The organism is Qipengyuania proteolytica (assembly GCF_019711565.1).
GTDB lineage: Bacteria > Pseudomonadota > Alphaproteobacteria > Sphingomonadales > Sphingomonadaceae > Qipengyuania > Qipengyuania proteolytica.
This window is the reverse complement of record NZ_JAIGNN010000002.1, coordinates 184,549-210,501: the sequence shown is the minus strand read 5'-3', so window position 1 is coordinate 210,501 and position 25,953 is coordinate 184,549. Positions and strand designations below refer to the sequence as shown.

At 64.1% G+C, this 25,953-nt stretch carries 26 protein-coding genes and 1 tRNA gene; 13 read left to right on the top strand and 14 right to left on the bottom strand.

The annotated features are described in order from the left end of the window. The first annotated feature begins 20 nt into the window (after window positions 1-20). Window positions 21-2,123, top strand: coding sequence for a ComEC/Rec2 family competence protein (locus K3172_RS09910; protein WP_247718130.1), 2,103 nt, complete (start codon window positions 21-23; stop codon window positions 2,121-2,123). A gap of 75 nt (window positions 2,124-2,198) precedes the next feature. Here the strand turns inward: K3172_RS09910 and lexA are convergent, their stop codons facing one another. The 8 genes from lexA to K3172_RS09870 all read right to left on the bottom strand — a co-directional run bounded on the left by lexA (window position 2,199) and on the right by K3172_RS09870 (window position 10,811). Next, window positions 2,199-2,897: a transcriptional repressor LexA gene (gene lexA / locus K3172_RS09905; RefSeq protein WP_221589594.1), complete on the bottom strand. Its 699-nt coding sequence runs from the start codon at window positions 2,895-2,897 to the stop codon at window positions 2,199-2,201. Between the two features lie 137 nt (window positions 2,898-3,034). Beyond that, window positions 3,035-3,820 (bottom strand): indole-3-glycerol phosphate synthase TrpC, encoded by a 786-nt coding sequence (gene trpC / locus K3172_RS09900; RefSeq protein WP_221589592.1) that lies wholly within the window; start codon window positions 3,818-3,820, stop codon window positions 3,035-3,037. 91 nt (window positions 3,821-3,911) lie between these two features. Beyond that, complete coding sequence (trpD, locus tag K3172_RS09895) at window positions 3,912-4,904, bottom strand: anthranilate phosphoribosyltransferase (RefSeq protein ID WP_221589590.1); 993 nt, start codon at window positions 4,902-4,904, stop codon at window positions 3,912-3,914. After that, complete coding sequence (locus K3172_RS09890; RefSeq protein WP_221589588.1) at window positions 4,901-5,515, bottom strand: anthranilate synthase component II; 615 nt, start codon at window positions 5,513-5,515, stop codon at window positions 4,901-4,903. Before K3172_RS09890 ends, trpD begins: the two co-directional genes overlap by 4 nt. A gap of 59 nt (window positions 5,516-5,574) precedes the next feature. Beyond that, the gene (gene pip / locus K3172_RS09885) at window positions 5,575-6,537 is read right to left on the bottom strand and encodes a prolyl aminopeptidase (protein WP_221589586.1); all 963 of its coding nucleotides are present in this window, start codon (window positions 6,535-6,537) and stop codon (window positions 5,575-5,577) included. After that, window positions 6,534-7,373: a phosphodiester glycosidase family protein gene (locus tag K3172_RS09880; protein WP_221589584.1), complete on the bottom strand. Its 840-nt coding sequence runs from the start codon at window positions 7,371-7,373 to the stop codon at window positions 6,534-6,536. Before K3172_RS09880 ends, pip begins: the two co-directional genes overlap by 4 nt. Continuing rightward, window positions 7,370-8,869, bottom strand: coding sequence for an anthranilate synthase component I (gene trpE, locus K3172_RS09875; protein WP_221589582.1), 1,500 nt, complete (start codon window positions 8,867-8,869; stop codon window positions 7,370-7,372). Before trpE ends, K3172_RS09880 begins: the two co-directional genes overlap by 4 nt. 7 nt (window positions 8,870-8,876) lie before the next feature. Next, window positions 8,877-10,811 (bottom strand): peptidyl-prolyl cis-trans isomerase, encoded by a 1,935-nt coding sequence (locus tag K3172_RS09870; protein ID WP_221589580.1) that lies wholly within the window; start codon window positions 10,809-10,811, stop codon window positions 8,877-8,879. Between the two features lie 203 nt (window positions 10,812-11,014). Between K3172_RS09870 and tpiA the strand changes: the two genes are divergently transcribed. From tpiA to pyrG, 3 genes are all read left to right on the top strand, one after another. Then, window positions 11,015-11,776 carry a triose-phosphate isomerase gene (tpiA, locus tag K3172_RS09865; RefSeq protein WP_221589578.1) on the top strand — a complete coding sequence of 254 codons (762 nt, stop codon included), beginning with the start codon at window positions 11,015-11,017 and terminating at the stop codon, window positions 11,774-11,776. A gap of 81 nt (window positions 11,777-11,857) precedes the next feature. Next, window positions 11,858-12,244, top strand: a complete 387-nt coding sequence (gene secG / locus K3172_RS09860) for a preprotein translocase subunit SecG (RefSeq protein ID WP_221589576.1) — start codon at window positions 11,858-11,860, stop codon at window positions 12,242-12,244. Between the two features lie 103 nt (window positions 12,245-12,347). Then, a complete protein-coding gene (gene pyrG / locus K3172_RS09855) occupies window positions 12,348-13,982 on the top strand; it encodes a CTP synthase (protein WP_221589573.1) in 1,635 nt (544 codons plus the stop codon). 336 nt (window positions 13,983-14,318) lie between these two features. Here pyrG and K3172_RS09850 read toward each other — a convergent pair whose 3' ends face one another. Continuing rightward, entirely contained in the window at window positions 14,319-14,783 is a 465-nt protein-coding gene (locus tag K3172_RS09850; protein WP_221589571.1) for an Hsp20 family protein, read from the bottom strand. 162 nt (window positions 14,784-14,945) lie between these two features. Between K3172_RS09850 and grxC the strand changes: the two genes are divergently transcribed. The 4 genes from grxC (at window position 14,946) to K3172_RS09830 (ending at window position 16,609) form a co-directional block, all read left to right on the top strand. Beyond that, window positions 14,946-15,209, top strand: a complete 264-nt coding sequence (gene grxC, locus K3172_RS09845) for a glutaredoxin 3 (protein ID WP_221589569.1) — start codon at window positions 14,946-14,948, stop codon at window positions 15,207-15,209. Beyond that, window positions 15,210-16,028 (top strand): carbon-nitrogen hydrolase family protein, encoded by an 819-nt coding sequence (locus K3172_RS09840; protein ID WP_221589566.1) that lies wholly within the window; start codon window positions 15,210-15,212, stop codon window positions 16,026-16,028. Window positions 16,029-16,035: 7 nt separating this feature from the next. Further along, entirely contained in the window at window positions 16,036-16,494 is a 459-nt protein-coding gene (locus tag K3172_RS09835) for a DUF1178 family protein (RefSeq protein ID WP_221589564.1), read from the top strand. A gap of 38 nt (window positions 16,495-16,532) precedes the next feature. Continuing rightward, window positions 16,533-16,609: transfer RNA gene (locus K3172_RS09830), tRNA-Arg, on the top strand. 126 nt (window positions 16,610-16,735) lie between these two features. Here K3172_RS09830 and K3172_RS09825 read toward each other — a convergent pair. The 5 genes from K3172_RS09825 to hppD all read right to left on the bottom strand — a co-directional run bounded on the left by K3172_RS09825 (window position 16,736) and on the right by hppD (window position 21,524). Beyond that, window positions 16,736-17,914 carry an MFS transporter gene (locus K3172_RS09825; protein WP_221589562.1) on the bottom strand — a complete coding sequence of 393 codons (1,179 nt, stop codon included), beginning with the start codon at window positions 17,912-17,914 and terminating at the stop codon, window positions 16,736-16,738. Next, window positions 17,911-18,825 (bottom strand): haloalkane dehalogenase, encoded by a 915-nt coding sequence (locus K3172_RS09820; protein WP_221589560.1) that lies wholly within the window; start codon window positions 18,823-18,825, stop codon window positions 17,911-17,913. Before K3172_RS09820 ends, K3172_RS09825 begins: the two co-directional genes overlap by 4 nt. A 48-nt stretch (window positions 18,826-18,873) precedes the next feature. Further along, window positions 18,874-19,752, bottom strand: a complete 879-nt coding sequence (locus tag K3172_RS09815) for a mechanosensitive ion channel family protein (protein WP_345725636.1) — start codon at window positions 19,750-19,752, stop codon at window positions 18,874-18,876. Between the two features lie 81 nt (window positions 19,753-19,833). Next, window positions 19,834-20,406 (bottom strand): VOC family protein, encoded by a 573-nt coding sequence (locus K3172_RS09810; RefSeq protein ID WP_221589559.1) that lies wholly within the window; start codon window positions 20,404-20,406, stop codon window positions 19,834-19,836. After that, window positions 20,403-21,524 carry a 4-hydroxyphenylpyruvate dioxygenase gene (gene hppD, locus K3172_RS09805; RefSeq protein ID WP_221589557.1) on the bottom strand — a complete coding sequence of 374 codons (1,122 nt, stop codon included), beginning with the start codon at window positions 21,522-21,524 and terminating at the stop codon, window positions 20,403-20,405. Before hppD ends, K3172_RS09810 begins: the two co-directional genes overlap by 4 nt. Window positions 21,525-21,676: 152 nt before the next feature. Here hppD and K3172_RS09800 point away from each other — a divergent pair, with 152 nt between their 5' ends. The 5 genes from K3172_RS09800 (at window position 21,677) to K3172_RS09780 (ending at window position 25,828) form a co-directional block, all read left to right on the top strand. Further along, entirely contained in the window at window positions 21,677-22,198 is a 522-nt protein-coding gene (locus tag K3172_RS09800; RefSeq protein WP_221589555.1) for a VOC family protein, read from the top strand. After that, a complete protein-coding gene (locus K3172_RS09795; RefSeq protein ID WP_221589553.1) occupies window positions 22,198-22,833 on the top strand; it encodes a carboxymuconolactone decarboxylase family protein in 636 nt (211 codons plus the stop codon). The genes K3172_RS09800 and K3172_RS09795 overlap by 1 nt, the downstream gene beginning before the upstream one ends. Window positions 22,834-22,912: 79 nt before the next feature. Continuing rightward, complete coding sequence (locus K3172_RS09790) at window positions 22,913-23,227, top strand: FtsB family cell division protein (RefSeq protein ID WP_221589551.1); 315 nt, start codon at window positions 22,913-22,915, stop codon at window positions 23,225-23,227. A gap of 132 nt (window positions 23,228-23,359) precedes the next feature. Beyond that, entirely contained in the window at window positions 23,360-24,436 is a 1,077-nt protein-coding gene (gene pdhA / locus K3172_RS09785) for a pyruvate dehydrogenase (acetyl-transferring) E1 component subunit alpha (protein WP_221589549.1), read from the top strand. Window positions 24,437-24,439: 3 nt separating this feature from the next. Beyond that, entirely contained in the window at window positions 24,440-25,828 is a 1,389-nt protein-coding gene (locus tag K3172_RS09780) for a pyruvate dehydrogenase complex E1 component subunit beta (protein ID WP_221589547.1), read from the top strand. Window positions 25,829-25,953: the final 125 nt, after the last annotated feature.

The window sequence follows — 25,953 nt, the reverse complement described above, 5'->3', positions numbered from 1 at the left end:
TTGTGCCGCGCCCTTGGCGCATGCGCGGCCAGTTGTCCAGATTTGCGGAAGTCTGCGAGGTATTTCTCGCGCGTTCAGGGTTCGATCGCGGTCCATGGCTCGTCGTCGCCTTTGCGTCCGGAATCGGCCTGTGGTTCTTGCTCGATACGGCTTGGCAATGGCTCGGGACCATCGGTGCGCTGATCCTCACGGCGGTCGGAAGCCTCGCCTTGTGGCGCGACCGGGAGGAGCGAGCGCATCTGATGCTTGCGATCATAGCGGTGGCGCTGGCCGTCGCGGCGGGGATTGCCCTCGTCTGGGCGCGGTCTGCGATGATCGGTGCGGAGCCTATCGAGCGGCCTATGTTCGAGCGCATCGACGGGCGGATCCTGGAACGGGAAGAGCAGCCGGCCGACGACCGGATACGGCTCGTCCTGGCGGCAAGGGATGCCGTGAGCGGGACTGCGCGCGCCTATCGGGTCAACGTGCCGCTGGAGCAGGATGATCCGGCGCTCAGGGAAGGGGCGAGGGTGCGGCTCTCGGCCCGCCTGATGCCGCCATCCCCGCCGATCGTGCCCGGCGCTTACGACTTTGCGCGCAGAGCCTGGTTCGACGGGCTCGCAGCAACCGGCTCGATCGCCGGAGCAGTCGAAATTGTGGAGGCACCTCTGGGTGCGGACGGAATTATCGCTGGGGTTCAGCGGAAATTGTCGGCCCATGTTCGCGGACAGCTTGACGGTGCACCAGGCGCGATCGCCGCCACACTGGCGAGCGGCGACAGAGGCGCTATCGCGGAGGCCGACGAGGAAGCCATGCGGGATGCTGGACTGACGCACCTGCTTTCGATCAGCGGCCTGCATGTGAGCGCGATCATCGCTGCGACCTATATCCTGACTCTCAAGCTGCTTGCGCTGTGGCCGTGGCTGACCCTCCGTGTGCGTTTACCCCTATTGGCCGCAGCTACCGCGGCGCTGGCGGGCATCGCGTATACTATGTTGACGGGTGCCGAGGTGCCGACGGTACGCAGTTGTCTCGGGGCGGTGCTGGTCCTGCTGGCGCTGGCCCTCGGGAGAGAACCGCTCTCGATGAGAATGGTGGCTGTTGCCGCAATGGCGGTACTCTTGCTGTGGCCGGAATCGCTCGTCGGACCGAGCTTCCAGATGAGTTTTGCGGCAGTTCTGGCGATCGTCGCACTCCACAATGCAAAGCCCGTGCGCGAATTCCTGACGCCGACCGAAGGCTCGGGCGTGCGCCGGCTCGGGCGCAGGGTTCTCATGCTGTTCGTGACCGGATTTATCATCGAGATCGCGCTCATGCCGATCGTGCTGTTCCACTTCCATCGTGCGGGCGTTTACGGCGCGTTTGCCAACCTTTTTGCCATTCCCCTCGTGACCTTCGTCTCGATGCCGCTCGTCGCCGTCGCCCTTGCGCTGGACATCGTCGGGCTGGGCGCTCCGGCTTGGTGGCTGGTCGGGCGATCCCTCGAACTCCTGCTGGCCATCGCGCACATTGTTTCCGATCAGCCGGGGGCGGTGAAGCTGGCACCCAAGATCCCCATGGCGGCGCTTATGCTGTTTCTCGTAGGGGCGGTGTGGCTGGCTCTATGGCATGGCAGGGCGAGGCTATGGGGATTGCTCCCGGCGTTCGCTGCAGCGCTCTGGATGGTAGGCACACTGGCGCCCGATATCGTGATCACACGCGACGGCCGCGACGTCGGCATCGCAGGGGAGGGCCACAGGCTGCTTGTCCTACGTGACAGCGACGGGAGCTATGCGCAGGACAACCTGCGCGAAGTGGCCGCGCTCGAGGGCGAACCGGTCCCGCTGGCGAAGTGGCCGGGGGCACGGTGCAGTCCGGATTTCTGTACCGTCACGCTTGATCGCGGAGGACGCGCCTGGAGCGTGCTGGTTGCTCGTAGTCGAAATCTGATCGAGGAAAGGTCGCTCGCCGCGGCTTGCGAGCGAAGTGATATCGTTATTGCGGACCGTTTCCTTCCGCGCGCCTGCCGCCCGCTCTGGTTGAAAGCAGATCGGCGCTTCCTCGAGCAAGCAGGCGGGACGGCGATTTACCTGAGGACCGGGAGGATCGATACCGTTGCCGACGGTCAGGGCGAACACGGATGGTGGAGTCCAGCCATCCGCTAGGCCAGTCCAGCTGAAGCCGCGCAAAAGCAAGGAGGCACAGCCTCGGGGCCGGCCCCCTTTGCATTCGGTCCGAACTCAGTGGTAACGCCGCAGGAGCCCGGCAAGCTTGCCTTGGACCTTGACGCGGTGGGCATCATAGACCTGCGGTTCGTAGCTGCCGTTCGCCGGGTCCAGGCGAATTCGCCCTGCCTCCCGGTGCAGGTATTTGAGCGTCGCTTCCTCGTCATCGACCAGCGCGACCACGATTTCCCCGTCTCGGGCCGTGTCGGCACGGCGAACCAAGGCAAAATCGCCATCGAAGATGCCCGCTTCGATCATCGAATCTCCCGATACCTCGAGCGCATAGTGCTCCCCCGGGCCCAGCAGAGCGGCAGGGACGGGCATGCTGGACTGGCCCTCGATCGCCTCGATCGGGGCACCGGCTGCAATACGCCCATGGAGCGGGACATCGATGATATCGTTTGCCGGCTCCGGCGCGACGGCCTTGGCGGTAACAGCTGCGGCCATGGTCGCGCCGACGTCATTGGCAGCGCGTGCCCGACCCCCGCTGGTCACCGCATCTTCGGGCAGCTTGACTACCTCGAGCGCGCGCGCGCGGTTCGGCAGGCGGCGGATGAAGCCGCGCTCCTCCAGCGCCGAAATCAGGCGATGCACGCCGGACTTGCTCTTGAGGTCGAGCGCCTCCTTCATCTCTTCGAAGCTGGGCGAAATTCCGGTCTCTTCCAGGCGCTGCTGGATGAAGCGGATCAACTCGTGCTGCTTGGCGGTCAGCATGTCTGCGAACTCCCGTGTCGCCTGTTCACAACCCTGTGAACGAATGTGGAACAAGTAGGCAACCCGATTCGGCAAGTCAAGCATTTGCGAGGGTTTCCCGCCAAAACGGACGGAACAGGCGTTCCCGCTTTGCTCCGTCAGCGGCCCAGCAGGCTGCGCGTTGCGGCAACTATGTCGTCCTGCCGCATAAGGCTTTCGCCCACGAGAAAGCTGCGCACGCCGGGGCGGGACAGCCGCTCGCAATCGGCATGCGTCGCAATGCCGCTTTCGCCGATGAGCAAGGTGCCGTCGGGTGCGAGCGGGGCGAGTCGTTCGGTCGTCGCAAGGTCGGTGACGAAGGTCCTGAGGTCGCGATTGTTCACGCCGATCAGGCGTGAGCGCAGGCGCGAGGCACGGTCCATTTCGCTTTCGTCATGGACCTCGACGAGGACATCCATGCCGTGCTCGATCGCTGCCGCCTCGATGTCGGCCATCAGCGCATCTTCCAGTGCCGCGACGATGATCAAAATCGCATCCGCGCCCATCGCGCGCGCCTCGGCGACCTGCCAGGGATCGACCATGAAATCCTTGCGCAGGACCGGCAGGGCACAGGCTCCTCGGGCCTCGACGAGATAGTCTTCGTGGCCCTGGAAATAGGGCGCATCGGTGAGCACCGAAAGGCAGGCGGCGCCCCCGGCCTCGTAGTCGCGCGCATGCGCGGCAGGCTGGAAGTCGGCGCGGATCAGGCCCTTGGAAGGCGAGGCCTTCTTGACTTCGGCGATCAGTCCGAATCCGTCCTTCTGGGCCGCTTCGAGCGCCTTGCGAAACCCGCGCGGAGCCGACTGTGCGCGAGCCGCGGCCTCGAGCTCGGCGAGGGTGGCTGCGGCCTTGCGGGCGGCGACTTCCTCCCGCTTGGTGTCGCAGATTTCGACCAGCTTGTTCATGGCATCGCTCCGTTCGCCTGAAGCGCAGTCGAGAGGCGGTTGCGCTGGAGTGTCTCGACTTCGCTCGACACAAACGGGGTGGGGTGCGGCATCACTTGGCCATCTCGATCCAGCGCTGCAGCAGCGTCTTCGTCGCGCCGGAGTCGAGGGCTTCTGCGGCCATCGCGGCGCCCTCGATCCAGTCGTCGGTGCGACCGGCGACCATCAGCGCGGCGGCGGAATTGAACTTCACCGTCTCGCGATAGGCACCCTGCTCGCCGTCCAGCAGCGCGGCGAGGGCCTTGGCATTGTGCGCAGGGTCGCCGCCGCGGATCGCCTCCAGCGGAGCGTGCTCCAACCCCGCCATCGTCGCATCGACGCGCTTCATCGCGAATTCGTGCCCGGTGACATCGGCCATCTCGTTGCCACCGGCCAGGCTCAGCTCGTCGAGCCCCTCGTCGCCCGAGACGATGAAGGTCCGCTCGGTGCCGAGGCGCGCGGTCGCATCGCCGTAGATCGAGACGTAACCCGGGCGCGCGATGCCGATCAGCTGGCGCTTTATCCCGACCGGATTCGACAGCGGCCCCATCAGGTTGAAAATCGTCCTTCGGCCGAGTTGCTTGCGAATGGGCTGGATGCGCACCATCGCCGGATGATGGTTGGGCGCGAAAAGGAAGCAGATGCCGAGTTCGGCCAGCGTCTTTTCCGCCGTTCGTCCGGCTGCCGCCATGTCTAGCCCTAGTACTTCAAGCGTGTCGGCTACACCCGAAAGCGAGGAAATCGCCCGGTTTCCATGGCGCGCCACGGGCACGCCGCAGGAGGCAACCACCAAGCCGACTGCTGTCGAGACGTTGAGCGTGTGGTGCCCGTCGCCCCCGGTGCCGCAGACGTCGATCGCATTTTCCGGCCCGGTGACCGGGATATAGCGCGCCCTCAAGGCCCGCGCCGCACCGGCGATCTCGTCCGCCGTCTCGCTGCGCTCGGTCATGGCGAGGAGGAAGCGAGCGATCTCCTCGTCGCTGGCATCGCCGTCGAGGATCCAGCCGAACACCTCCTCGGCCTCGGCTTCACTCATGTGCGGGACGGCGAGCGGCAGGTGTTTCATGCCGGGACCTTCGCTTCGATCCCGCACAGGCTCAGGAAGTTGGCGAGCAGCGCGTGACCGTGTTCGGTCGCGATACTCTCCGGGTGGAACTGGACGCCGTGGATCGGCAGATCGCGGTGGCGGAAACCCATCACGCTGCTGCCGTCGAGGCCGGGCGTCTCGCTGGTGGCGTTGACGACCAGTTCCTCTGGAATGTCCTCGACGATCAGCGAGTGATAGCGCGTGGCCGTAAAGGGTGACGGCACGCCGGCGAACACGCCGCTGCCGTCGTGCGTCACGGGTGATGTCTTGCCATGCATCAGACCGCCGCGCACGACCTTGCCGCCAAAGTGCTGCCCGATCGACTGGTGGCCGAGGCATACGCCAAGCAGCGGCTTGCCCGCGTCAGCGCAGGCCGCCACGAGATCGAGACTGACGCCAGCCTCGTTCGGCGTGCAGGGACCGGGCGAGATCAGGAAGCCCGCCGCGCCGCTGGAAATCGCCTGCCCTGCCGAAATGGCGTCATTGCGCACCACCTCCACACCTGCGCCCAGCTCCATCAGGTAATGGACAAGGTTGAAGGTGAAGCTGTCGTAATTGTCGATGACTAGGATGGATCGGCTGTCGGTCATTTGTGGCGTCAATGGCCGCACGCGGCTCTCCATTCAAGCAAGTTCAGCTCGGTGCGAGGTTACGCCGACTTCCCCGCGAACCTGTCACTCGCCCGCACCAGCCCGTCGGTGATGCCCGGCTCGGTGTACAGGTGGCCGCCATCGGAGACGATCTGCAGTTCGACTTCGGGCCACACCTGCTTCAGGTCCCAGGCCGAGCGGGGCGGGGTGCAGCAGTCGTGGCGGCCCTGGACGATCACGCCAGGGATGCCGGCCAGCTTGTGCGCGTTCTCCAGCAGCTGGCCCTCGTCGAGGAAGCAGCCGTTGCGGAAGTAGTGGTTCTCGATCCGCGCGGTGGCGACGGCGTTCTCGCCATCGGCCATGTTGTTGATGGTGTCCTCTTCCGGCAGCAGCGTGACGGTGACGCCCTCCCAGCGGTTCCAGGCGCTGGCGGCGGCCTTGCGAACCTCGGGATCGGGATCGTCGAGCAGGTCGCGATAGGCCTCGATAAGATCGTCCTGTCGGTCTTTGGGCACGTGATCGACGAAGCGGTCCCATTCTTCGGGGTAGAGTTCGCTCGCGCCATAGGAGCACAGCCAGTCGAGCTCGCTCTGGCGGCTCAGGAAGATGCCGCGCAGCACCAGTTCGGTCACGCGGTCGGGATGGGTCTGGGCATAGGACAGCGCGAGCGTCGAGCCCCAGCTGCCGCCGAATACGAGCCATTTTTCGTGCCCGCACATTTCGCGCAAACGCTCCATGTCGCCAACGATGTCCCACGTCGTGTTGTGATCGAGGCTGGCGAAGGGCGTCGAGCGACCGCAGCCGCGCTGGTCGAACAGCAGGACGTCATAGAGCGCCGGATCGAACTGGCGTCGCTGGCCCGGGCTGCAGCCCGCGCCGGGGCCGCCGTGGAGGAAGACCGCCGGCTTGCCGCCCGGCGTGCCGACGCGCTCCCAGTAGATCGTATGACCGTCGCCGACATCGAGCATGCCGGTGTCGTAGGGTTCGATCTCAGGGTAGAGCGTGCGGCGGTTCTCGGTCATTCGCTGCCTTTCCTCTCGACCACGACGATCGGGCCGATCGGTGCGCCGGTGTCGAGCCGGTCGGTGGCCGGGTTCCAGAGCTGGGACACATTGCCGTCGAGGTAGAGCGCGTTCTTCACTTTCAGCTCGTCGCGATAGAAGCGGGCGAGCTTGCCGAAGGAGACCGGTGCGTTCGAGATGACGAAGTGGGCGCGCCCCTGCTCGTCGACACCTACCGCATTCCGGACCAGGCGCGAAGGCCCATCTTGCGTGATCTCGGGATGCAGCTTCCCGTTGATCACCAGCATCGGGCCCGACTGGGTGCCGAAGTCAGGGCGCTCCGTGACATTGGCCAGGAAGTCTTCCGTGGTGCGGACTTTCCACTCGCCGCCCGACCCGTAAAAGACCCCATTAGGCTTCATGTGGAAATTGCCCTCACCGTCATTGGTGCTGAGCGGTTGGAGTCGCTCAGAATTTTCGACGAAATAGCCGATCGGCTTGCCTTCGTCGTCGAACATGCCGGCGTTCATGGCGAAAGCGATCCCCGTGCTGCCCCGCTGGCGCGCTAAGGCAGTGAGGCTGCGATAGGGCGCTTCGCCGGAGGGGCCGAGGTCCATCGTGACGCGGTGCCGGGAAGGCGTGGCGAGGCAGTGGGTGAGCGAGGCATCTTCGAAGATGATCGAGCGGCATGCGCTCTCGACCGAACTTGCAACGGTCGCTGTGGAAGAGGGTGTTGGGGACGGATTGGCCGGATCGGCCTTGCCGTCGATGCGCGCGCGGGCGACCGGTTCGCCGGCAGGCTGCTGTTCGCAGGCGCCAAGGGCGAGCAGGAGGATGGGGGCGACGATTGCTCTCATTGTCCGAAACCGGGTTCCCTTGCGAGGCGCACCGCCTCCTTCGCCGCCGCGAGCAGCGCGCCTGCCTTGGCTTCGCATTCGCGCTGCTCATAGGCGGGATCGCTGTCGGCGACGATGCCGGCACCTGCCTGCACATGCATCACGCCGTCCTTTACCACGGCTGTGCGCAAGACAATGCAGCTATCGACCGAGCCGTCGGGCGCGAAATAGCCGACGCCGCCGGCATAAGGACCGCGCGTTGCCGGTTCGAGTTCGGCGATGATCTGGCAGGCGCGGACCTTGGGCGCACCGCTGACGGTGCCCGCGGGGAAGCCCGCGAACAGCGCATCGAGCGCGTCGCTACCTTGCGCGAGCCGGCCGACGACATTGCTGACGATATGCATGACGTGGCTATAACGCTCGACGGTGAAGCTCTCGGTGACGGTGACGCTGCCGGTTTCGGCGACGCGTCCCACGTCGTTGCGCCCGAGATCGAGCAGCATCAAGTGCTCGGCACGCTCCTTCGGGTCGGACAGAAGCGATTGTTCGGCGAGCCGATCCTCCGCTTGGGTCGCGCCGCGCGGGCGGGTTCCGGCGATCGGCCGGATAGTCACTTCGCCCTCGCGCACGCGCACGAGGATCTCGGGGCTCGAGCCGACCACAGCGAAGCCCGGCAGGTCGAGGAAATAGAGAAAGGGCGAGGGGTTTACCCGACGCAGCGAGCGATAGAGCGCCATTGGCGGGAGCGTGAAGGGCGTGGTGAAGCGCTGCGAGAGCACCACCTGGAAGATGTCGCCTGCCGAGATGTAATCCTTCGCTTTGAGGACCATCGCTTCGTAGTCGGCGGGCTTCATGGTGGAGACCAGAGCCGGTTCAGCGAGCTCGGCGGGTACGCTTCTGGCACGGTCTCGCGGTCGGTCAAGCTTGCGCAGCACCTCGTCGATGCGCTCGGCGGCCTGCTCGATCGATCCTTCGGGCCAGACGGGCGCGATGCAGAACAGCGCGTCGCTCAGACGGTCGACGACGAGGATGACTGTCGGGCGGACGAACAGCATGTCGGGCAGGTCGAGCTCGCCCTGCGGCGCGCGGGGCAGCTTCTCGACAAGGCCTATGGTCTCGTAGCCGAAATAGCCGACGAGGCAAGCGAGGGCGGGGGGCAAGGCCTCGGGAGTGGCGCAGCGGCAGCTATCGGCCAAATTGCGCAAGGCATCGAGCGCGCCCTTGTCGCACGGCTCGAAGGCATCACGGTCGATCTGCCAATATGGATTGATGGAGGCCTCGTTGCCGGTCGCGCGAAACACGAGGTCCGGGTCGAGCCCGATCAGGCTGTAGCGCCCGCGCACTTCGCCGCCCTCGACCGATTCGAGCAGGAAGTCGCCGCGGCCCTCCTCGAACAGCTTCAGTGCCGCGCCGACCGGTGTTTCGGTGTCTGCGACGACCTGGCGCCATACGAGCGCGGGCCGTCCTGCGGCGATTTCGGTCCGGGCCTGGTCGAGGCCTTCAAGAGAGGGCGCCAAGTTCGCCTCAGCTCTCGCCGAGCAGCTGTTTGCGGACAGCTTCGATCGCGTCCTCGTTGCGCTCGACGCCCATCTCTATGCGCATGGCCGTGCGGAGCTGTTCGCCATACTCGTCCCCGATGACCGGACCGAGCTGCGTCTTGGCCTGCGCGATCAGCGGATCATCGTCGGCGATGTCGTCCATCGAGATATTCTCGAGGTCGACAACGTAGAAGCCGATATTCTGCACCGCCTCCAGCTTCTTGCTGGTTCCCTGCGCCATGCTGAACAGCAGTGCGAGCGGCGGAGGGATGCGGCGTTCGCGCTGGGCGGCGAGCTGCTGTCGGGTGAGATCGACCCTTTCGGGCGGCGGCAGGCGGGTTTCCTCGGCCGCCAAGGCTGCAGAGAGGGTCGCCCCGCCGCGCAGGCGCTTGAGCACGCGGTCGGCCGCCGCCTGCGCGCGCTTGAGCCCCTCCGCCATACGCCAGCTGGCCTCGACCTGGGGTTTGATCTCCGCCAGCGGCGCGGTGGCTGCCGGCGTGATCCGGCTAACTTCGTAGACCAGATAGGTTTCGCCGCCCTGCAGCGGTGCGATCTCCGGCTCCTGCTCGTCCATCTGGAATGCGGTCTGCAGTGCCGGTGCGAGAACTGCGGGAAGCGTCTCCTGTGCCTCATAAATCCGGCCGTCGGCCAGGGCAGGGCGGGTGGTGGTAAGTTCCAGCTTCAGTTCGCTTGCGACTTCGGCAAGCGTCGCGCCATCGCTGAGCCGGTCTTCGATTTCGATCGCAAGGTCGGCGAGCCCCTTGGTGCGCTTCTCCTCGCGCAGTGCCGTCGCGATCTCGCCACGAACCTGCGCTAGCGTCCGGGCGGGTACTGCGTCGACCGCATCGATCCGGGCGATGTGCCATCCGAGCGGGCTACGGGCAGGCTGGGTGATCGCACCTTGGGCGGCCGAGAAATACGCTTTCGCAACTGCTTCGGAAGCTTGTGAGGCCAAACTTTCGCGCGAGGCGTCGACCACCGGAGCTGCCCGAAGGCCGGCTTCCTGCGCCACGGCGGCAAAGGAAGCGCCGCCCTCGACGCGGGCGCGGAGCGCATTCGCGGCCGCCTGCGTGGGCACGATAAGCTGGGTAAAGTCGCGGGTTTCGCTGGCACCGTACTGCGCGCGATCCCGTTCGTATCGCGCTGCGATCTCGGCATCGGTCGGCTCGATCCGGTCACCCAGAGCGCTGCTGTCGAAGGTCGCAAACCGAATGACCCGGCGTTCGGGGCGGATGAAGTCGCCACGGTTGGCGTCGTAATAGGCTTTCAACGTGGCGTCGCTCGCCGCACCGGTCGGAGCGAAGCTGGCCGAGGGCAACAGCGCGATCGCGCCCTGCCGGCGCTCCTTGAACAATTGCGCATAGCGGTAAGCAAGCTTGTCGGGAACGGTGGCGCCGAAGGTGGCGGGCACGAAGAGCTGCTGCGAAAGCAGGCCTGTGCCGAGATCCTCACGCGCCTGCGCATCGGTAATGCGCGCCTGCGCCAGTGCCTGCCGGTAGACGCTCTCGCTGAAATTGCCATCCGGACCGCGGAAACCCGGGATCATGCGGATTTCACTGTTCACGAGATTATCGCCCGCGCGAATTCCATACTTCTTTGCGAAGCCGCGAATGGCGAAACGGTCGATCAGGGCGTCGAGCGACTGCTTGAGCCCGTCCTGCGCAACGAAGGCTTCCATCGAAAGAGTCGGGTCGTCCTGCCGCACACGATCCAGTGCGTTGTTGGCCGATCGGATAAGGTCGGCGGTGCCGATCTTCTCATCGCCCACGACGGCCACCCGATCCCCGCCAGCGACGCCGCCAAAGGCACCGGTGCTCGACACGTCGGCACTCGCAAAAGCGAGCGCGATCAGGCCCAGGAACGCGAGTGCGACGGCAAGGCCGATCTTGGACTTGAAGAAATTGCGGAAGAAAGAAAGCATGGTCTGGCGAAAATCCGGGACAGTGAAACTTCGATGATGCACGCAGTTCCGGCGTGCGCGGTCGATGAGCGGCCTTATCCGCCCTGCGACCTCGCCGCAACAGGTCGCAAAGGGTTTTGACGCACGAAGAAAGCTTGTCTAGCGGGGCAAGACATTCCGCCCCTATAGCGGGCTCACTCACCCATTCATCGCAGGAATACGCAATGGCCGAACGGCCCTATATCGTTGGAAATTGGAAGATGTTCGGCACGCGCGCCATGCTATCCGAAGCGCGCGCCATCGATCGTGCCGCGCAGCGGTACATGAAGGTCGAGGTCGCGGTTGCGCCGCCTTACACCTTGATTCACGCCGTTCACAAGGAAGCCGAGCAGATCGGCGTGGGCGCACAGGATTGCCATCCGGGAGCAGAAGGCGCGCATACTGGCGATATCAACGCGACCATGGTCGCCGACGCTGGCGCAAAGTTCGTTATCCTCGGTCACAGCGAACGCCGCCAGGATCACGGCGAAACAAACAAGCTGATCAACGAGAAGATCGAATCGGCACTCGAAGCCGGGCTCCGCGTGATCTTGTGCTGCGGCGAGTCGCTCGAGACACGCGATGCGGGCGAGGCCGAAGTCTTCGTGCTGCGCCAGCTCAAATCGGCGCTCGGCGCATTCGACGATCCGGCAGAGCGCCTGACCATCGCCTACGAGCCGATCTGGGCGATCGGGACGGGACGCACCGCGACCACCGACGATATCGCTGCGATGCACGGCGCGATCCGCAAGCTGCTCGACCAAACTTTTGGAGAAGAGGCGTCTGCCAAGGTCCGTATTCTCTATGGTGGCTCCGTGAAGCCAGATAATGCGCGGGAAATCCTCTCGACGGCGGAAGTGGGTGGCGCGCTCGTCGGCGGTGCAAGCCTGACCGCCGAGAGCTTCCTCGGCATTGTCGTCGCCGCTTCGGAGAGTGACGAGGTCTAGTCAGAGCGCGGTCTTGTCCATTTCGCCTTGCGCGCCTAAATGCGCGGGCAACCAGATTCCAGCCAAAGAGTACCCGGTTCCATGTTCCTCTTCCTCACCGTCGTCCAGGCGATCGTCGCAGCCGCGCTTGTCGGTGTCATCCTGATGCAGCGCTCGGAAGGCGGCGGCCTCGGGATCGGTGGCAGCCCCTCGGGCATGCTCAGCGCCCGCGGCGCGGCAGATTTCCTGACCCGGTCGACCAAGTGGCTCGCGGTTCTCTTCGTGGTGCTCTCCATCGCGCTCGCAGCGGTAGCCGTCGAAACGAGCGGCGCGGATTCTCTCGAATCGACCCTCGATCGCGCGGTCGCCCCGGCTGCACCGATCGATCCGCTCGGCTCGGCGACGACCGGCGAACCCGCACAGACCGGTGAGCAGCCGGCTGCGCCCGCAGCGCCTGCAGCCGACCCGCTCTCCGACGCGAGCGAATAAGACCCAAACCCGCTCAGGTCTGTGGATTGCGCGGCCCGCGCCGCGCTTTCCCATGGCTTTGCGCTTGCCCCGACTCCGTTTCTCAGCTTAAGGCCCGACTCCCATGGCGCGGTATATTTTCATCACCGGCGGCGTGGTCTCCTCGCTTGGCAAAGGTCTCATGGCAGCATCGCTCGCTGCCCTCCTCCAGGCGCGCGGCTACAAAGTCCGCATTCGTAAGTTCGATCCCTACCTCAATGTCGATCCGGGCACGATGAGCCCGTATCAGCACGGCGAGGTATATGTGACCGACGACGGGGCCGAGACCGACCTCGATCTCGGCCATTACGAGCGGTTCACGGGCGTGTCCGCCCACCAAGGCGACAATGTCACTTCGGGCCGGATCTACCAGCAGATCATCGCCAAGGAACGCCGCGGTGACTATCTTGGCGCCACCGTGCAGGTGGTTCCGCACGTGACCGACGCGATCAAGGAATTCGCGCTCGCCGACCAGGGCGCTCACGATTTTATCCTGTGTGAGATCGGCGGCACCGTAGGCGACATTGAAAGCCTGCCCTTCATGGAAGCGATCCGCCAGCTGCGGAACGAACTCGAGCCGATGCAGTCGCTCAGCGTCCATGTGACGCTGGTGCCTTACATCGCGGCGGCGGGCGAGCTGAAGACCAAGCCGACCCAGCACTCGGTGCGCGAACTGGCGAGCCTTGGGATCAAGCCCGACGTTTTGCTGTGCCGGGCCGAGCATCCGATTCCCGAGAGCGAACGGCGCAAGATCGCCAATTTCTGCAACGTGCGGATGGAAGCGGTCATCCCCGCGCTCGACGCGCCTTCGATCTATTCGGTGCCGCTGCAGTATCACGCCGAAGGTCTCGACACCGAGGTGCTGCGCGGTTTCGGCATCACTGACGCGCCCGAGCCGGATCTTTCACGCTGGTACGACGTGGTCGACCGGCATTCCAACCCGGAAGGCGAGGTTACGATCGGCGTTGTCGGCAAATATGTCGGCCTGCAAGACGCGTACAAATCGTTGAACGAGGCGCTCATCCACGGCGGCATGGCCCACCGGGTCAAGGTCAACATCAAGTGGATCGATGCTGAAGTGTTTGAGCAGGGCGACAGCGACATCGCAGCCCAGCTCGAGCCGATGCACGGTATCCTGGTGCCTGGCGGCTTCGGCGAGCGGGGTTCGGAAGGAAAGATCGCCTCGGTCCGCTTTGCGCGTGAGCGCAAGGTACCGTTCTTCGGGATCTGCCTTGGTATGCAAATGGCCTGCATCGAGGGCGCGCGTACCGCGGGCTTCGAGAAAGCGAGTTCGACCGAGTTCGGCGAAACCGAAGAACCGGTGGTCGGCATCATCACCGAATGGATGACCGAAGAGGGTCTTCAGACCCGGGAAGCGGGCGGGGACCTCGGCGGCACGATGCGGCTCGGAGCTTACGAGGCCAAGCTTGCAGCGAACAGCCATGTGTCCAGCATCTACGGTGGGGCGACCGAAATCTCGGAACGCCATCGCCACCGGTACGAAGTCAACGGCGCCTATGTCGAACCGCTGGAAAAGCAGGGCCTCATCTTTTCCGGCATGTCTCCGGACGGCCTGCTTCCGGAAATCGTCGAGCGACCGGATCACCCGTGGTTCGTCGGGGTTCAGTTCCACCCCGAACTGAAGTCCAAGCCATTCGATCCGCACCCGCTTTTTGCCGGCTTCATCGGAGCGGCGCTTGAGCAGGCACGGCTCGTCTGACACTTTTTTGCAGGTGTCGATTTTCGCAAGTTACTGAATTGATTGAGAAGCGTCGGGCCGCCCTTGTAAGGACGCGCCAAGCCAAGTTTCTCAGCCGATTTTCCGGTTTATCTTTTGATACATCTGCGCCAGACTACATCTGTTGTCGTGCCGAAAAGCATGGCCTTTCGAGACACTTGCAACGTCCGCATAGCGGTGGGGCTTGCCTCGAAGACGGTTGTCTTCTGCGACCCGGACGGCCGATTTTGAGGCTTGGCGGCGTTCAACGTCGCGGGGGCGGAACCGAAAGGTTCCGCCCCCATTCGTTTCAGATCGATTTTCGAAAAGTCAGGTCGGTCAAGCAGCGGCGCTATCGTCGTCCTTGACGACTTCGAGCGGCTTCTGGCCGCCGATCGCAATCTTCTTCGGCTTCACCGCATCAGGCACCTCGCGAATGAGGTCGATGACCAGCAGCCCATCGGCGAGGTCGGCATTCTCGACCCGGACGTAATCGGCCAGTTCGAAACGCCGCTCGAAGCCGCGATTGGCGATGCCGACATGCAGCATCTCGCCCTCGGAGAGTTCATCGCGCTTGCGGCCCTGTACGACCAGCAGGTTCTGCTGCGCGGTGATGTCGAGGTCGGCAGGGCGGAAACCTGCCACCGCGAGGGTGATGCGGTATTCGTCGTCGCCGCGACGCTCGATGTTGAAGGGGGGATAATTGTCGCCGCCGGCATTGCGGGCCTGGCGTTCCATCAGGTCGAACAGTCGATCGAAACCCACGGTCGAACGGCGATAGGGGGTAAAGTCCATACGGTTCATCGAAACAAATCCTCTTGCTGAGCGATTCTATGATGGCGGGGCCCGTCGTGGCACCCCGTCGCCGCCGGTCGGGCCGGCGACCCACTCAAGATAGGCGCTGGAAAAGCGCTTTCAAGAATGTCGCGCGCACGCTAGTTTTTCGCAGAATTACGAGGTTTTTCGATGAATCATCCCCCTGTCGTCATCTATACCAAATTCGGTTGCGGGTACTGTTTCCGCGCCAAGCGCCTGCTGGACGAGAAGGGCGTCGACTATACCGAGCATGACATCACGATGGGCGGCCCCAAGCGCGACGAGATGATGGAACGCGCGCCCACGGCCCGCACCGTGCCGCAGATTTTCATCGGCGACACGCATGTCGGCGGCTCGGACGACCTCGCCGCGCTCGAGCGCGACGGCAAGCTGGACTCTTTGCTGGAAGGCTGAATGACACGCATCGCGCTCCTCCAGATGACCGCAGGGGTCGACCCCGAAGCCAATGCGGCTGTGCTTGCCGATGCCATCGTTCGGTCCGCGGGCGAGGGCGCGCAAATGCTCTTCACGCCGGAAATGTCCGGCCTGCTGGATCGAGATCGCAAGCGAGCCAGTGAACATATCCGCGCCGAGAGAGACACCGCTCCCCTCCAGGAGGCTCGCGCTGGCGCGGCACACGCTGGCATGTGGGTTTCGCTCGGATCGCTGGCGATTCTCACGGAGGACGGCCGGTGGGCCAATCGCGCCTTCGTGATCGATCCCAATGGCGAGATCGCTGCCCGCTACGACAAGATCCACATGTTCGATGTCGATCTCGCAAGCGGAGAATCCTGGCGCGAATCCAATGCCTATGCAGCCGGTGACACGGCCGTCGTCGTCGATGGCACGCCCGTCGGACGCCTCGGCCTCTCGATCTGCTACGATCTGCGATTTCCCGCCCTTTTCGAGGAACTGGGGCGGCAGGCCTGCGATGCGATCGCGATCCCTGCTGCCTTCACCGTGCCGACCGGCGCGGCGCACTGGCATGTCATGCAGCGGGCGCGCGCCATCGAAGCGAGCGCTTTCGTAATTGCCGCCGCGCAGGTCGGCCAGCACCAGGACGGCCGGCAGACGTATGGCCACAGCCTCGTCGTCGATCCATGGGGTGAGGTGCTGCTCGACATGGAGGGCGAGGAATCCGGGATCGGCATCGCCGACCTCGATCTGGCGCGGATCGCCGAAGTTCGCGCGCAAGTGCCCAGCCTTGCCAATCGCCGCGCGATCCGCTCTTAGGCCGGTAATGATCGTCTACGACCTCTTCTGCAGCGAAGGCCACCGCTTCGAGGGCTGGTTCGGTTCGTCGGACGACTACGAGCGCCAGCGGGACCGCGGGCTTGTCAGTTGCCCTCAATGCGGCTGCGACAAGGTGGGCAAGGCGCCGATGGCACCGGCGGTTCCTACCAAGGGCAATAGCAGAAGTGACGCGCGGCCCAAGGCGCAGATGAGCCGCGGCGAGATGCCGCCCGAAGTCCAGAACGCGCTCAAGGTCCTTGCCGAAGCGCAAGCGAAGGCCCTCGAAAAGAGCACATGGGTCGGTGACAAGTTCGCCGAGAAGGCCCGCTCCATGCACTATGGCGAGACCGACGAGGCGCCGATCCACGGACAGGCGACGCGGGACGAAGCCGAGGATATGCTGGCCGAGGGCATTTCGGTTGCCCCCATCCTTTTCCCCATCGCACCGCCCGACGAACTCAACTGATTGTGTCTCAAGTTCAAGGGGCTATAGGGAAGCCGGACGCGCCCGTAGCTCAGTAGGATAGAGCATCAGATTCCTAATCTGGGGGCCACAGGTTCGAATCCTGTCGGGCGCACCAAAAGAGGCGGTCCTGCCAAGGGCCGCCTCTTTTGGTTGAGTGCCTCCGGATTGAGCCTCATTCGGAGTCGGAGCGAAGCGGAGACGGGGGAGCCCGAAGGGCGAAGCATTCCTGTCGGGCGCACCATTACCTACCGAAGCGTTTTGCGTGGAGAGCCAGTCCGGTGAGGCCTACCGACAGCCCGACCAGCAGCAGGCAGGTCCCGGCCCAGCCGTAAGCGTCGTAGATCGCGGTCCCGGCAAGGCTGCCGATACCTCCGCCGATGAACATCAGCACGACGTAGATCGTGGTCAGCCGCGTGCGCAGGTCGGGCTGGAGGGTGAGATAGGTCATACGTCCCGTCACATCGATGCCCGGTCCGACGAGGTTGGCGAGGATTAGCGGCACGAGGATGGTGACCAGCGCACCGCCGAGCGGCCAGAGGAGCGCCACGCCGAGCAGTTGGACGACAGCGAAGATAGCACGGGCCTTGCGGGCGCCGACCTCGTCCGCCCAGATGCCGAGCCGCGGGGTCGAGAAGATGCTGACCGCGGCGATCCCCGCAAGATAGCCCACCGTGTCGGTGCCATAGCCCATCTCGGGCGAGGTGAGGTGCAGGGCCAGCGCCAGCCACAACGCGATGAACTGGGCGAAATTGAGCGCCTGGATCGCGCCTGATACGAGGATTTCGCGGTGCTGGCGGATCAGCGGGAAGACCGAGAGGAGCAGCGCGCCATAGCTCTCGCGGTTGGCCGCATCGCGCTCTCCTGCCTCCATCAGGCGCGGCAGGGCGAGCGTCACGGCAATCATGAGCGCAGTCGCGATCCAGTACACCGCCCGCCACCCAGCGTATTCGGCAACGACGCCCGCACCGACGCGGGCGACGAGAATGCCGAGGATCACGCCTGCCGTCAGCAGCGCCATGACCTGGCCCAGCCGCTCCGGTGCCACCCGTTTCGATGCGTAGGCAGGCAGCAGATAGGGCGCGATGGTGAAGAACCCGAGCAAGGTCGAGCCGGCGACGAACAGCGCGAATTGCTGTGCCAGCGTCATCAGTCCGAGCGAGATTGTCTGGCCCACGGCGAACAGGATGGTCAGTCGCCGGTTCGAAATGCGGTCGCCGAGTGGGAGCAGCAGGAAGATCCCGACGGCCAGCGCCAACTGGTTCAACGCAGGAACCAGCCCGATGCGCGCATGGCTGACGCCGAAATGGTCGGCGACATCGCCAATGATCGGGTGGATATAATAGGCATTGGCGGTGACGACTGCCGCAGCCACCGCAAGCGAATATTCCTGGGCGCGTGTCAGGCGCGATTGGGGGGTCAAGCGAGGTGACCCGCCTTGCGCGCCATGTCGATCAGGCCTTGCGCCAGCGCCTCGGGCTGGTCCTCCTGACAGAAATGCCCGCAGGTCGGCAGCGTCCGGTGCGGTTGGCCCTCAGCACCGGCGATGCGCTCGATCAGGAATTTCTCGCTGCCCTTGGTGATGGGATCGTCCTCGCCGAACAGCGTCAGGAAGGGTTTGTCGTAAGCGGCGAGGGCAGGCCAGGCAGCCTTGTTGTCCTCGACCCCCGGCATCCCGTCCTCGACCGGGACCAGCGCCGGGAAGGCGCGCGCGCCGGCCTTGTATGGCTCGGAGGGGAAGGGCGCGTCATAGGCTGCGATTTCGGCTGCGCTGCGTTCGGTCGCGGTGGCGCGGTCGAGCAGCGTTCCGATGTTGAAATCGGGCGAGCTGCGCGCGAATTCGCGCCAGGCCAGGAAGGCCGGCGAGGGAGTGCCACCCGCCGGGAGGAAGGTGTTGCTGGCGACGACGCAGGCGAACAGGTCGGGATCGTGCGCCACCATCCGCAGGCCGAGCAAGCCGCCCCAGTCCTGCACGAACAGCGCGGCGGGACGCGGCTCAATCGCCATGCGCCATTGCTTCAGCCAGTCGACGTGGCGGGCATAGGTGTAGAAGCCGATGTCGTCCGGCTTGTCGCTCTTGCCGAAGCCGATCAGGTCCGGTGCGAGCACGCGAAAGCCCGCGTCGACGAGGATCGGGATCATCTTGCGATAGAGGAACGACCAACTGGGCTCGCCGTGGAATAACAGGACCGGCGGCGCGTCTTTCGGGCCCTCGTCCAGATAGTGCTGGCGTCCCGTTAGGCCGCCAGCCAGATCCACCTCGAACCAGTTTTCCGCGAAAGGAAAGTCCGGCAAGTTAGTGAAGCGCTCGGCAGGTGTACGCAGGATTTCCATCGGCCCCTCTCCTCACAGACCGAAAGATTCAGGTCTCTATTAGAAACCTTAAGGCGTCTTGCGCTTGGTGTCACCCAACTGGCTGACGGGCACCGTTTCCTTGAAGGTGTGGGTCACATAGGGGAACGGAATCTCGATATGCGCCTCGTCGAGCGCAGCCTTGATCGCGCGGATGACCTTGTCCTTGCTCTCCCACCCGGCCCGCGGGGTCGAGCCTGCCCACCAGCGGACGAGAAAATCGACCGAGCTCGAATTGAACTCCTGCGCGAAAATATCGATGCCCTTGCTGGCGAGCACGTCTTCGACACCTTCGACGGCGCGGCGGATTACGTCGGCGGCATGATCGAGCTGGGTGTCGTAGGACACGCCTACCACCACCTGGTGGCGGCGCTGCTCGACGTCGGTGAGGATTTCGACCGGGTTCTTGAACAGGAGCGAATTGGGCACCACCGTCAGCTCGCCCGAAAGCTTGCGGACGTGAGTTTCGCGCAGCGTAATATGCTCGACCTTACCCGTGATGCCTTCGCAGTCGATCACATCGCCGATGCGCATTTTCTCGCGCAACATGATGAGCACGCCGGCGAGGAAGTTTTCAAAGATGTCCTGAAAAGCGAAGCCGATTGCGACGGCACCGATGCCGAGCCCCGCAAGCAGGCTGGCCGGTGTGAGATCTGGCATCACGACGACTGCTGCGATGAACAGGCCGAGGATCCAGATGCCGAGACGCACCAGCGTATCGATCAGGTTCTTCAGGCTCTTGCGGATCTCGGTCCGACCGACGAGCATATCGGAAATGCGCACCGCAAAACGCGCAACGATCCACGTCACCAGCAGGATGAAAAAAGCGATCGCGAGGCTGGGAAGGCTCTCGATCAGACCTTCGCCCATTTCCTGCAGCTGTTCGCGCAGCGTGCCGATGTAATTCACGTGTAGAAAGCTCCCTTTGCGGGGCAACGGTATTGGCCCGCAAAGGGTTCCGACTTTCTCAGGCTAATTACTTAGCCGAAATTAGCCATGACCGTGTTCCTTGCGCGCCAGCTCGTGGAGCCAGTCGGCGTGACGCGGGGCCTTCTTGGTCGCGCTCCATTCTTCGAGCATGAGCGGTGCGACGCGCTTCAGTTCGGCGTACTGCTCCTCGGTCCCGATATCGGTCGCAAGTTCGACGCGGTGGCCGTTAGGGTCGAAGAAATAGATCGATTTGAAAATGCCGTGGTGCGTCGGGCCGAGCACGTCGATGCCGAGGCTCTCCACATGCACCTTGGCGGCGAGCAGTTCCTCCTCGCTGCCCACCTTGAAGGCGAGATGCTGGACCCAGGCGGGCGTGTTCTCGTCGCGGCCCATGTCCTTCTGGTTCGGCAGTTCGAAGAAGGCGAGGATATTGCCGTTACCCGCGTCGAGGAAGACGTGCATGTAGGGGTCGTACTCGCCGGTCGAGGGAACATGGTCCTCGGCAAAGGCCGTGGTGTAATCCATGCCCAGGACCTTGCCGTACCACTCGACGGTCTCCTTGGCGTCCTTGCAGCGATAGGCGGCGTGGTGGACGCCGCCGAGCTTCACGGGATGGCTTGCTGCTTCGCTCATTCGGCAGGCTCCGCTTCGGGTGTATTGGCTTCATCGACGCTCAGCACGCCGCGCTTGATCTGGTCGCGTTCCATGCTTTCGAAGAGAGCCTTGAAATTGCCTTCGCCGAAGCCTTCGTCGCCCTTGCGCTGGATGAATTCGAAGAACACCGGGCCGACCTGCGCTTCTGCGAAAATTTGCAGCAGCAGGCGCGGCGAACCGCCTTCGGTGGTGCCGTCGAGCAGGATGCCGCGCATCTTGAGTTCGTCGACCGGCTCGCCATGACCCGGCAGCCTCTCGGCTAGCATCTCGTAATAGGTTTCCGGCGGTGCGGTCATGAAGGGCACGCCGAGATCCTTGAGATTGTCCCAGCACTTGACGAGGTCGTCGCAGATCAGCGCGATGTGCTGGATGCCTTCGCCGTTGAATTCGCGCAGGAACTCCTCGATCTGGCCTTTGCCGCCTTCACCCTCTTCGTTGAGCGGGATGCGGATCTTGCCGTCGGGCGCGGTCAGCGCCTTGGAGGTGAGGCCGGTGTACTCGCCCTTGATATCGAAGAAGCGGATTTCGCGGAAGTTGAAGAGCGTTTCGTAATAGTCCGCCCAGTACTTCATGCGGCCGTTGTAGACGTTGTGCGTCAGGTGATCGATGACGTTGAAGCCCGCGCCCTTGGGGAATTTTTCGACCCCCGGCAGGTATTCGAAATCGATGTCATAGATCGACAGGCCGTCACCATGCTCATCGGCATAGCGGTCGATCAGATAGACGATCGCGCCGCCGATCCCGCGGATCGCAGGGATATGCAGTTCCATCGGACCGGTCTGGACGGCGACGGGCTCCGCACCGCGTTCGAGCAGCTCGGCATAGGCCTTGCGCGCGTCGCGGACCCGGAAGCCCATGCCGCAGGCCGAAGGGCCGTGTTCGCGCGCGAAGAACCAGGCCGCGCTCTTGGGCTCGTAGTTGAGGATCAGGTTGATCCCGCCCTGGCGCCAGAGGTCGACGTCCTTCGAACGGTGCTTGGCGACATGCGTGAAGCCCATCGCTTCGAAAACCGGCTCGATCACGCCTTTTTCGGGGGCGCAGAATTCGACGAATTCGAAGCCGTCGAGGCCGATTGGGTTTTCGAAGAGATCGGGCATGGCAGTCCTCTGTCCGCTGGATTGGTTACTTTGGAAACTAGTTACAACTGATACTGGTTCATGTCAAGGAGCGAACCGGGCGCTGGCCCTTGCGGTTCCGATTGCGCGACGAAGCTCGGCTTGGCATTCTCGCTGGCGAGGGAGAACGACCAATGTTCGCGATCAAGGGCATCAACCACATCGCACTCGTCTGCCGCGACATGCGCGAGACGGTGGACTTCTATACGAAAATCCTCGGCATGCCGCTGGTGAAGACGGTGGAGCTGCCCGACGGCGGGCAGCACTTCTTCTTCGATTGCGGTGGTGGCGCGAGTGTCGCCTTCTTCTGGTGGAAGGACGGCCCGCCGGCCGCGCCCGGCATCGCCTCGGTGAAAAGCTTCCCCTACGAGGCGAAAACTGCAGTTGGATCGATGAACCACCTCGCCTTCGACATGGAAGAGGCGGACCTCGAAGCGGCGCTGTCAAAGCTGGAAAAGGCGGGTGTCCCTCACACCCATGCGGTCGTAAACCACGACGACAGCAAGATGGGCGTCGCGCGCGAAATGCACGACGGGGTCTTCGTTCGCTCGGTCTATTTCACCGACCCCAACGGGATCATGCTGGAGTTCGCCGCCTTCACCAAGAGCTTCACCCCGGAAGACGTGCGCCACGCGCCCGCAACGGTGGACGCCTGATGCCGCGTCTGCACGAGGTGCCGCGCGACGAGGCGGACAAGGATGTCGCCCTGCCGCTCTACCGCATGCTCTTCGGGGAGCGCGATCCCGTAGCCGAGCCGGGCACCGACACGGGAACGCCCGGCGACTGGTGGACGGTCTTCGCCAATTCACCCGATACGCTGAAGCACGCCGCGCAAGGCTTTGCCTATTATCGCAGTCCGGACCGTGCGATCGATCCGGTGCTTCGCGAACTCGGCCAGACCTGGGCCGGCTATGCCACCGGCAGCCAGTTCGTTTTCTCGCAGCATTGCAAGAGCCTGCGCGGTCTTGGTGTCGGCGACAACAAGATCGCTGCCCTGCCGCACTGGCAGACCAGTGACCTGTTCGATGCGCGCGAGCGTCTCGTGCTGGCTTATGCCGACCGTCTCGTCACCCATCGCGGGCGGGTTCCCGACGCGCTCTTCGCCGAGCTCAAGGCCGAATTCTCCGATGTCGAGATCCTCGAACTGACCTACATTACCTGCCTGTACGATATGCACGCGGTCATGAGCCGAGCCCTGCGTACCGAATTCGACGATCGCGACGATCCGGTTGTCGAAGTCGCCGCGCCAGAGGAGTTTTCGGCGCGGGATTTCCTCGACACCGGCAGGTAAAATCGAAAGGTTGCTGATTTTCGCACGGCCCATCGCGTTAGTGCTTGCGCGCAAAGGGTAACTATGATTCTCTGCGCTTATGCGACGGGGCAAATCATTGGCGGCGATTCAGAACGGGCGCGTGCGGCAGCACGGCGCGCTCGCGGCACTGCTAGTGATGGGCGGAATTGCCATTGCCGGACCTTCCGGGCTGCTCGCCTGGAGCGAGAACCTGCGCCTCCTCGACCAGCGTCAGGCACAGCTGGCGGAAATCGAGAAAGAGCGCACGGCGCTCCAAAATCGGGTGGCCCTGCTGGACCAGGATCATGCCGACCCCGACATGGTTGGCGAGCTGTTGCGGAGCCAGCTCAACGTCGTTCACCCGGACGAGGTCGTCATCAAGCTCGAGGACTGAGGTCTTCGTCAAACTTTCGCATTCCGTAAGGGTTTTCGTATGCATGTGCGTGCGCCCCGTTGCGCGCCATGCGCGGCTGTGCCTATAGGCTCAGCGCAAATTCCTCCCTGGAAAGAACAAGGATAGGACGTCTTGGCCAAAGCCCCCCGGAGCAAGAAGACAGCAACGAAGTCGCCCGCTGAGGATACCGACTTCGTCCTCCATTCGCTGCAGGACGCGCTCGACAAGAAGAAGCGCTACGATGCCAGCACGGAGCAGATGCAGAGCTTCTACGAGCAAATGCTGCTCATCCGCCGCTTCGAGGAACGCGCCGGCCAGCTCTACGGCCTCGGCCTCATCGGCGGCTTCTGCCACCTTTACATCGGGCAGGAAGCGGTTGCCGTCGGCCTGCAATCGGCACTGACCGAAGGGCTCGACAGCGTCATCACCGGCTATCGCGACCATGGCCACATGCTGGCCTACGGCATCGATCCCAAGGTCATCATGGCCGAACTGACGGGCCGTGAGGCGGGCATCTCGAAGGGCAAGGGCGGGTCGATGCACATGTTCTCGACCGAGCATAAATTCTACGGCGGCCACGGCATCGTCGGTGCGCAGGTTTCGCTCGGCGGCGGCCTTGCGCTCGCTCACCAGTACAACAACGACGGCGGGTTGTGTCTTGCTTACTTCGGCGACGGCGCGGCGAACCAGGGGCAAGTCTACGAGACCTTCAATATGGCCGCTCTCTGGAAGCTGCCGATCGTGTTCGTCGTCGAGAACAACCAGTACGCCATGGGAACCGCGGTCGGGCGCAGCTCGGCCGAGACCGAGTTCTACCGCCGAGGTACCGCGTTCCGTATCCCGGGCATGAAGGTCAACGGCATGGACGTGCTCGAAGTGCGCCAGGCGGCCGAAATCGCCTTCGCCCATGTGCGCGAGGGCAAGGGGCCGGTGCTGATGGAATGCGAGACCTATCGCTACCGCGGGCACTCGATGTCCGACCCCGCCAAGTATCGCACGCGCGAGGAAGTGCAGGACGTGCGCGAACACAAGGATCCGATCGAGGGACTCAAGAAGGTCCTGCTCGAGAATGGCAGCAACGAGGACGATTTGAAGGCGATCGACAAGGACATCCGCAAGGTGGTGAGCGAAGCGGCGGACTTCGCCGAAAACTCGCCCGAGCCTGAGGCTGCCGAACTCTACACCGATGTTCTGGTGGAGGAGTATTGAGCCATGGCTATCGAACTCAAGATGCCCGCCCTGTCGCCCACCATGGAAGAGGGCACGCTCGCCAAGTGGCTCAAGGCCGAGGGTGATACGATCGAGATCGGCGACATCATCGCCGAGATCGAGACCGACAAGGCGACGATGGAATTCGAGGCGGTCGATGAAGGCACGCTCGGCAAGATCATGGTCGAAGAGGGCACCGAAGGCGTGAAGGTCGGCACCGTGATCGCCATGCTGGCGGGCGAGGGCGAAGATGCCTCTGCCGCAGCCGCCGAAAGCACCGAGGCTGCTCCGGTCGTAGACGTTCCGGGCGAGGGCAAGGATGTCGGACGCGCCGAGAGCGAGGCCGAGATCACCAAGCCGGTCCGCAAGACCGACGTCCGCGATCCGGACGTTCCGGAAGGTACCAGCTTTACCTCCACCAGTGTCCGCGAAGCACTGCGCGACGGGATGGCCGAGGAAATGCGGCGTGACGAGCGGGTCTTCGTGATGGGCGAGGAAGTGGCGCAGTACCAGGGCGCCTACAAGGTCACTCAAGGCCTGCTCGACGAATTCGGCCCCAAGCGCGTCATCGACACGCCGATCACCGAATACGGCTTTGCCGGCATCGGCGCGGGCGCGGCGATGGGCGGGCTGCGTCCGATCGTCGAATTCATGACGTTCAATTTCGCCATGCAGGCGATCGACCACATCATCAACTCGGCGGCCAAGACCAATTACATGTCGGGCGGCCAGATGCGCTGCCCGGTCGTGTTCCGCGGCCCCAATGGCGCGGCGAGCCGCGTCGGCGCCCAGCACAGCCAGAATTACGGTCCGTGGTATGCCAGCGTGCCCGGCCTGATCGTGATTGCGCCCTATGACGCGGCGGACGCCAAGGGCCTGATGAAGGCCGCGATCCGCTGCGAGGATCCGGTAGTCTTCCTCGAGAACGAGCTAGTCTACGGCCGCAGCTTCGACGTGCCCGACATGGACGATTACGTGCTCCCGATCGGCAAGGCGCGGATCATGCGCGAGGGGTCGGACGTGACCATCGTCGCCTATTCGATCGCGGTGAGCCTCGCACTGGAAGCGGCCGAGGAGCTGGCGGGCGAGGGCATCGATGCCGAAGTCATCGACCTGCGCACACTACGCCCGCTCGACAAGAAGGCGATCCTGACCTCGCTCGCCAAGACCAATCGCCTGGTCATCGCCGAAGAAGGGTGGCCGACCTGCTCGATTGCCTCCGAGATCATCGCGATCTGCATGGAGGAGGGCTTCGACCACCTCGATGCGCCGGTCACTCGCGTGTGCGACGAGGACGTCCCGCTGCCCTATGCTGCCAATCTCGAAAAGCTGGCGCTGATCGACACGCCGCGGATCGTGAAGGCGGCCAAGAAAGTCTGTTACCGCGACTGATCGCGGCGGCTTCCAGGCCACGCCGACAAGTCAAGAAACCCCCTCGCCGCATTCCGGTGAGGGGGTTTTTCGTTGCGCGCAGGGGACGTTTGCCAGACGTCGCATGTGTCTTTTGATAGGCAGGA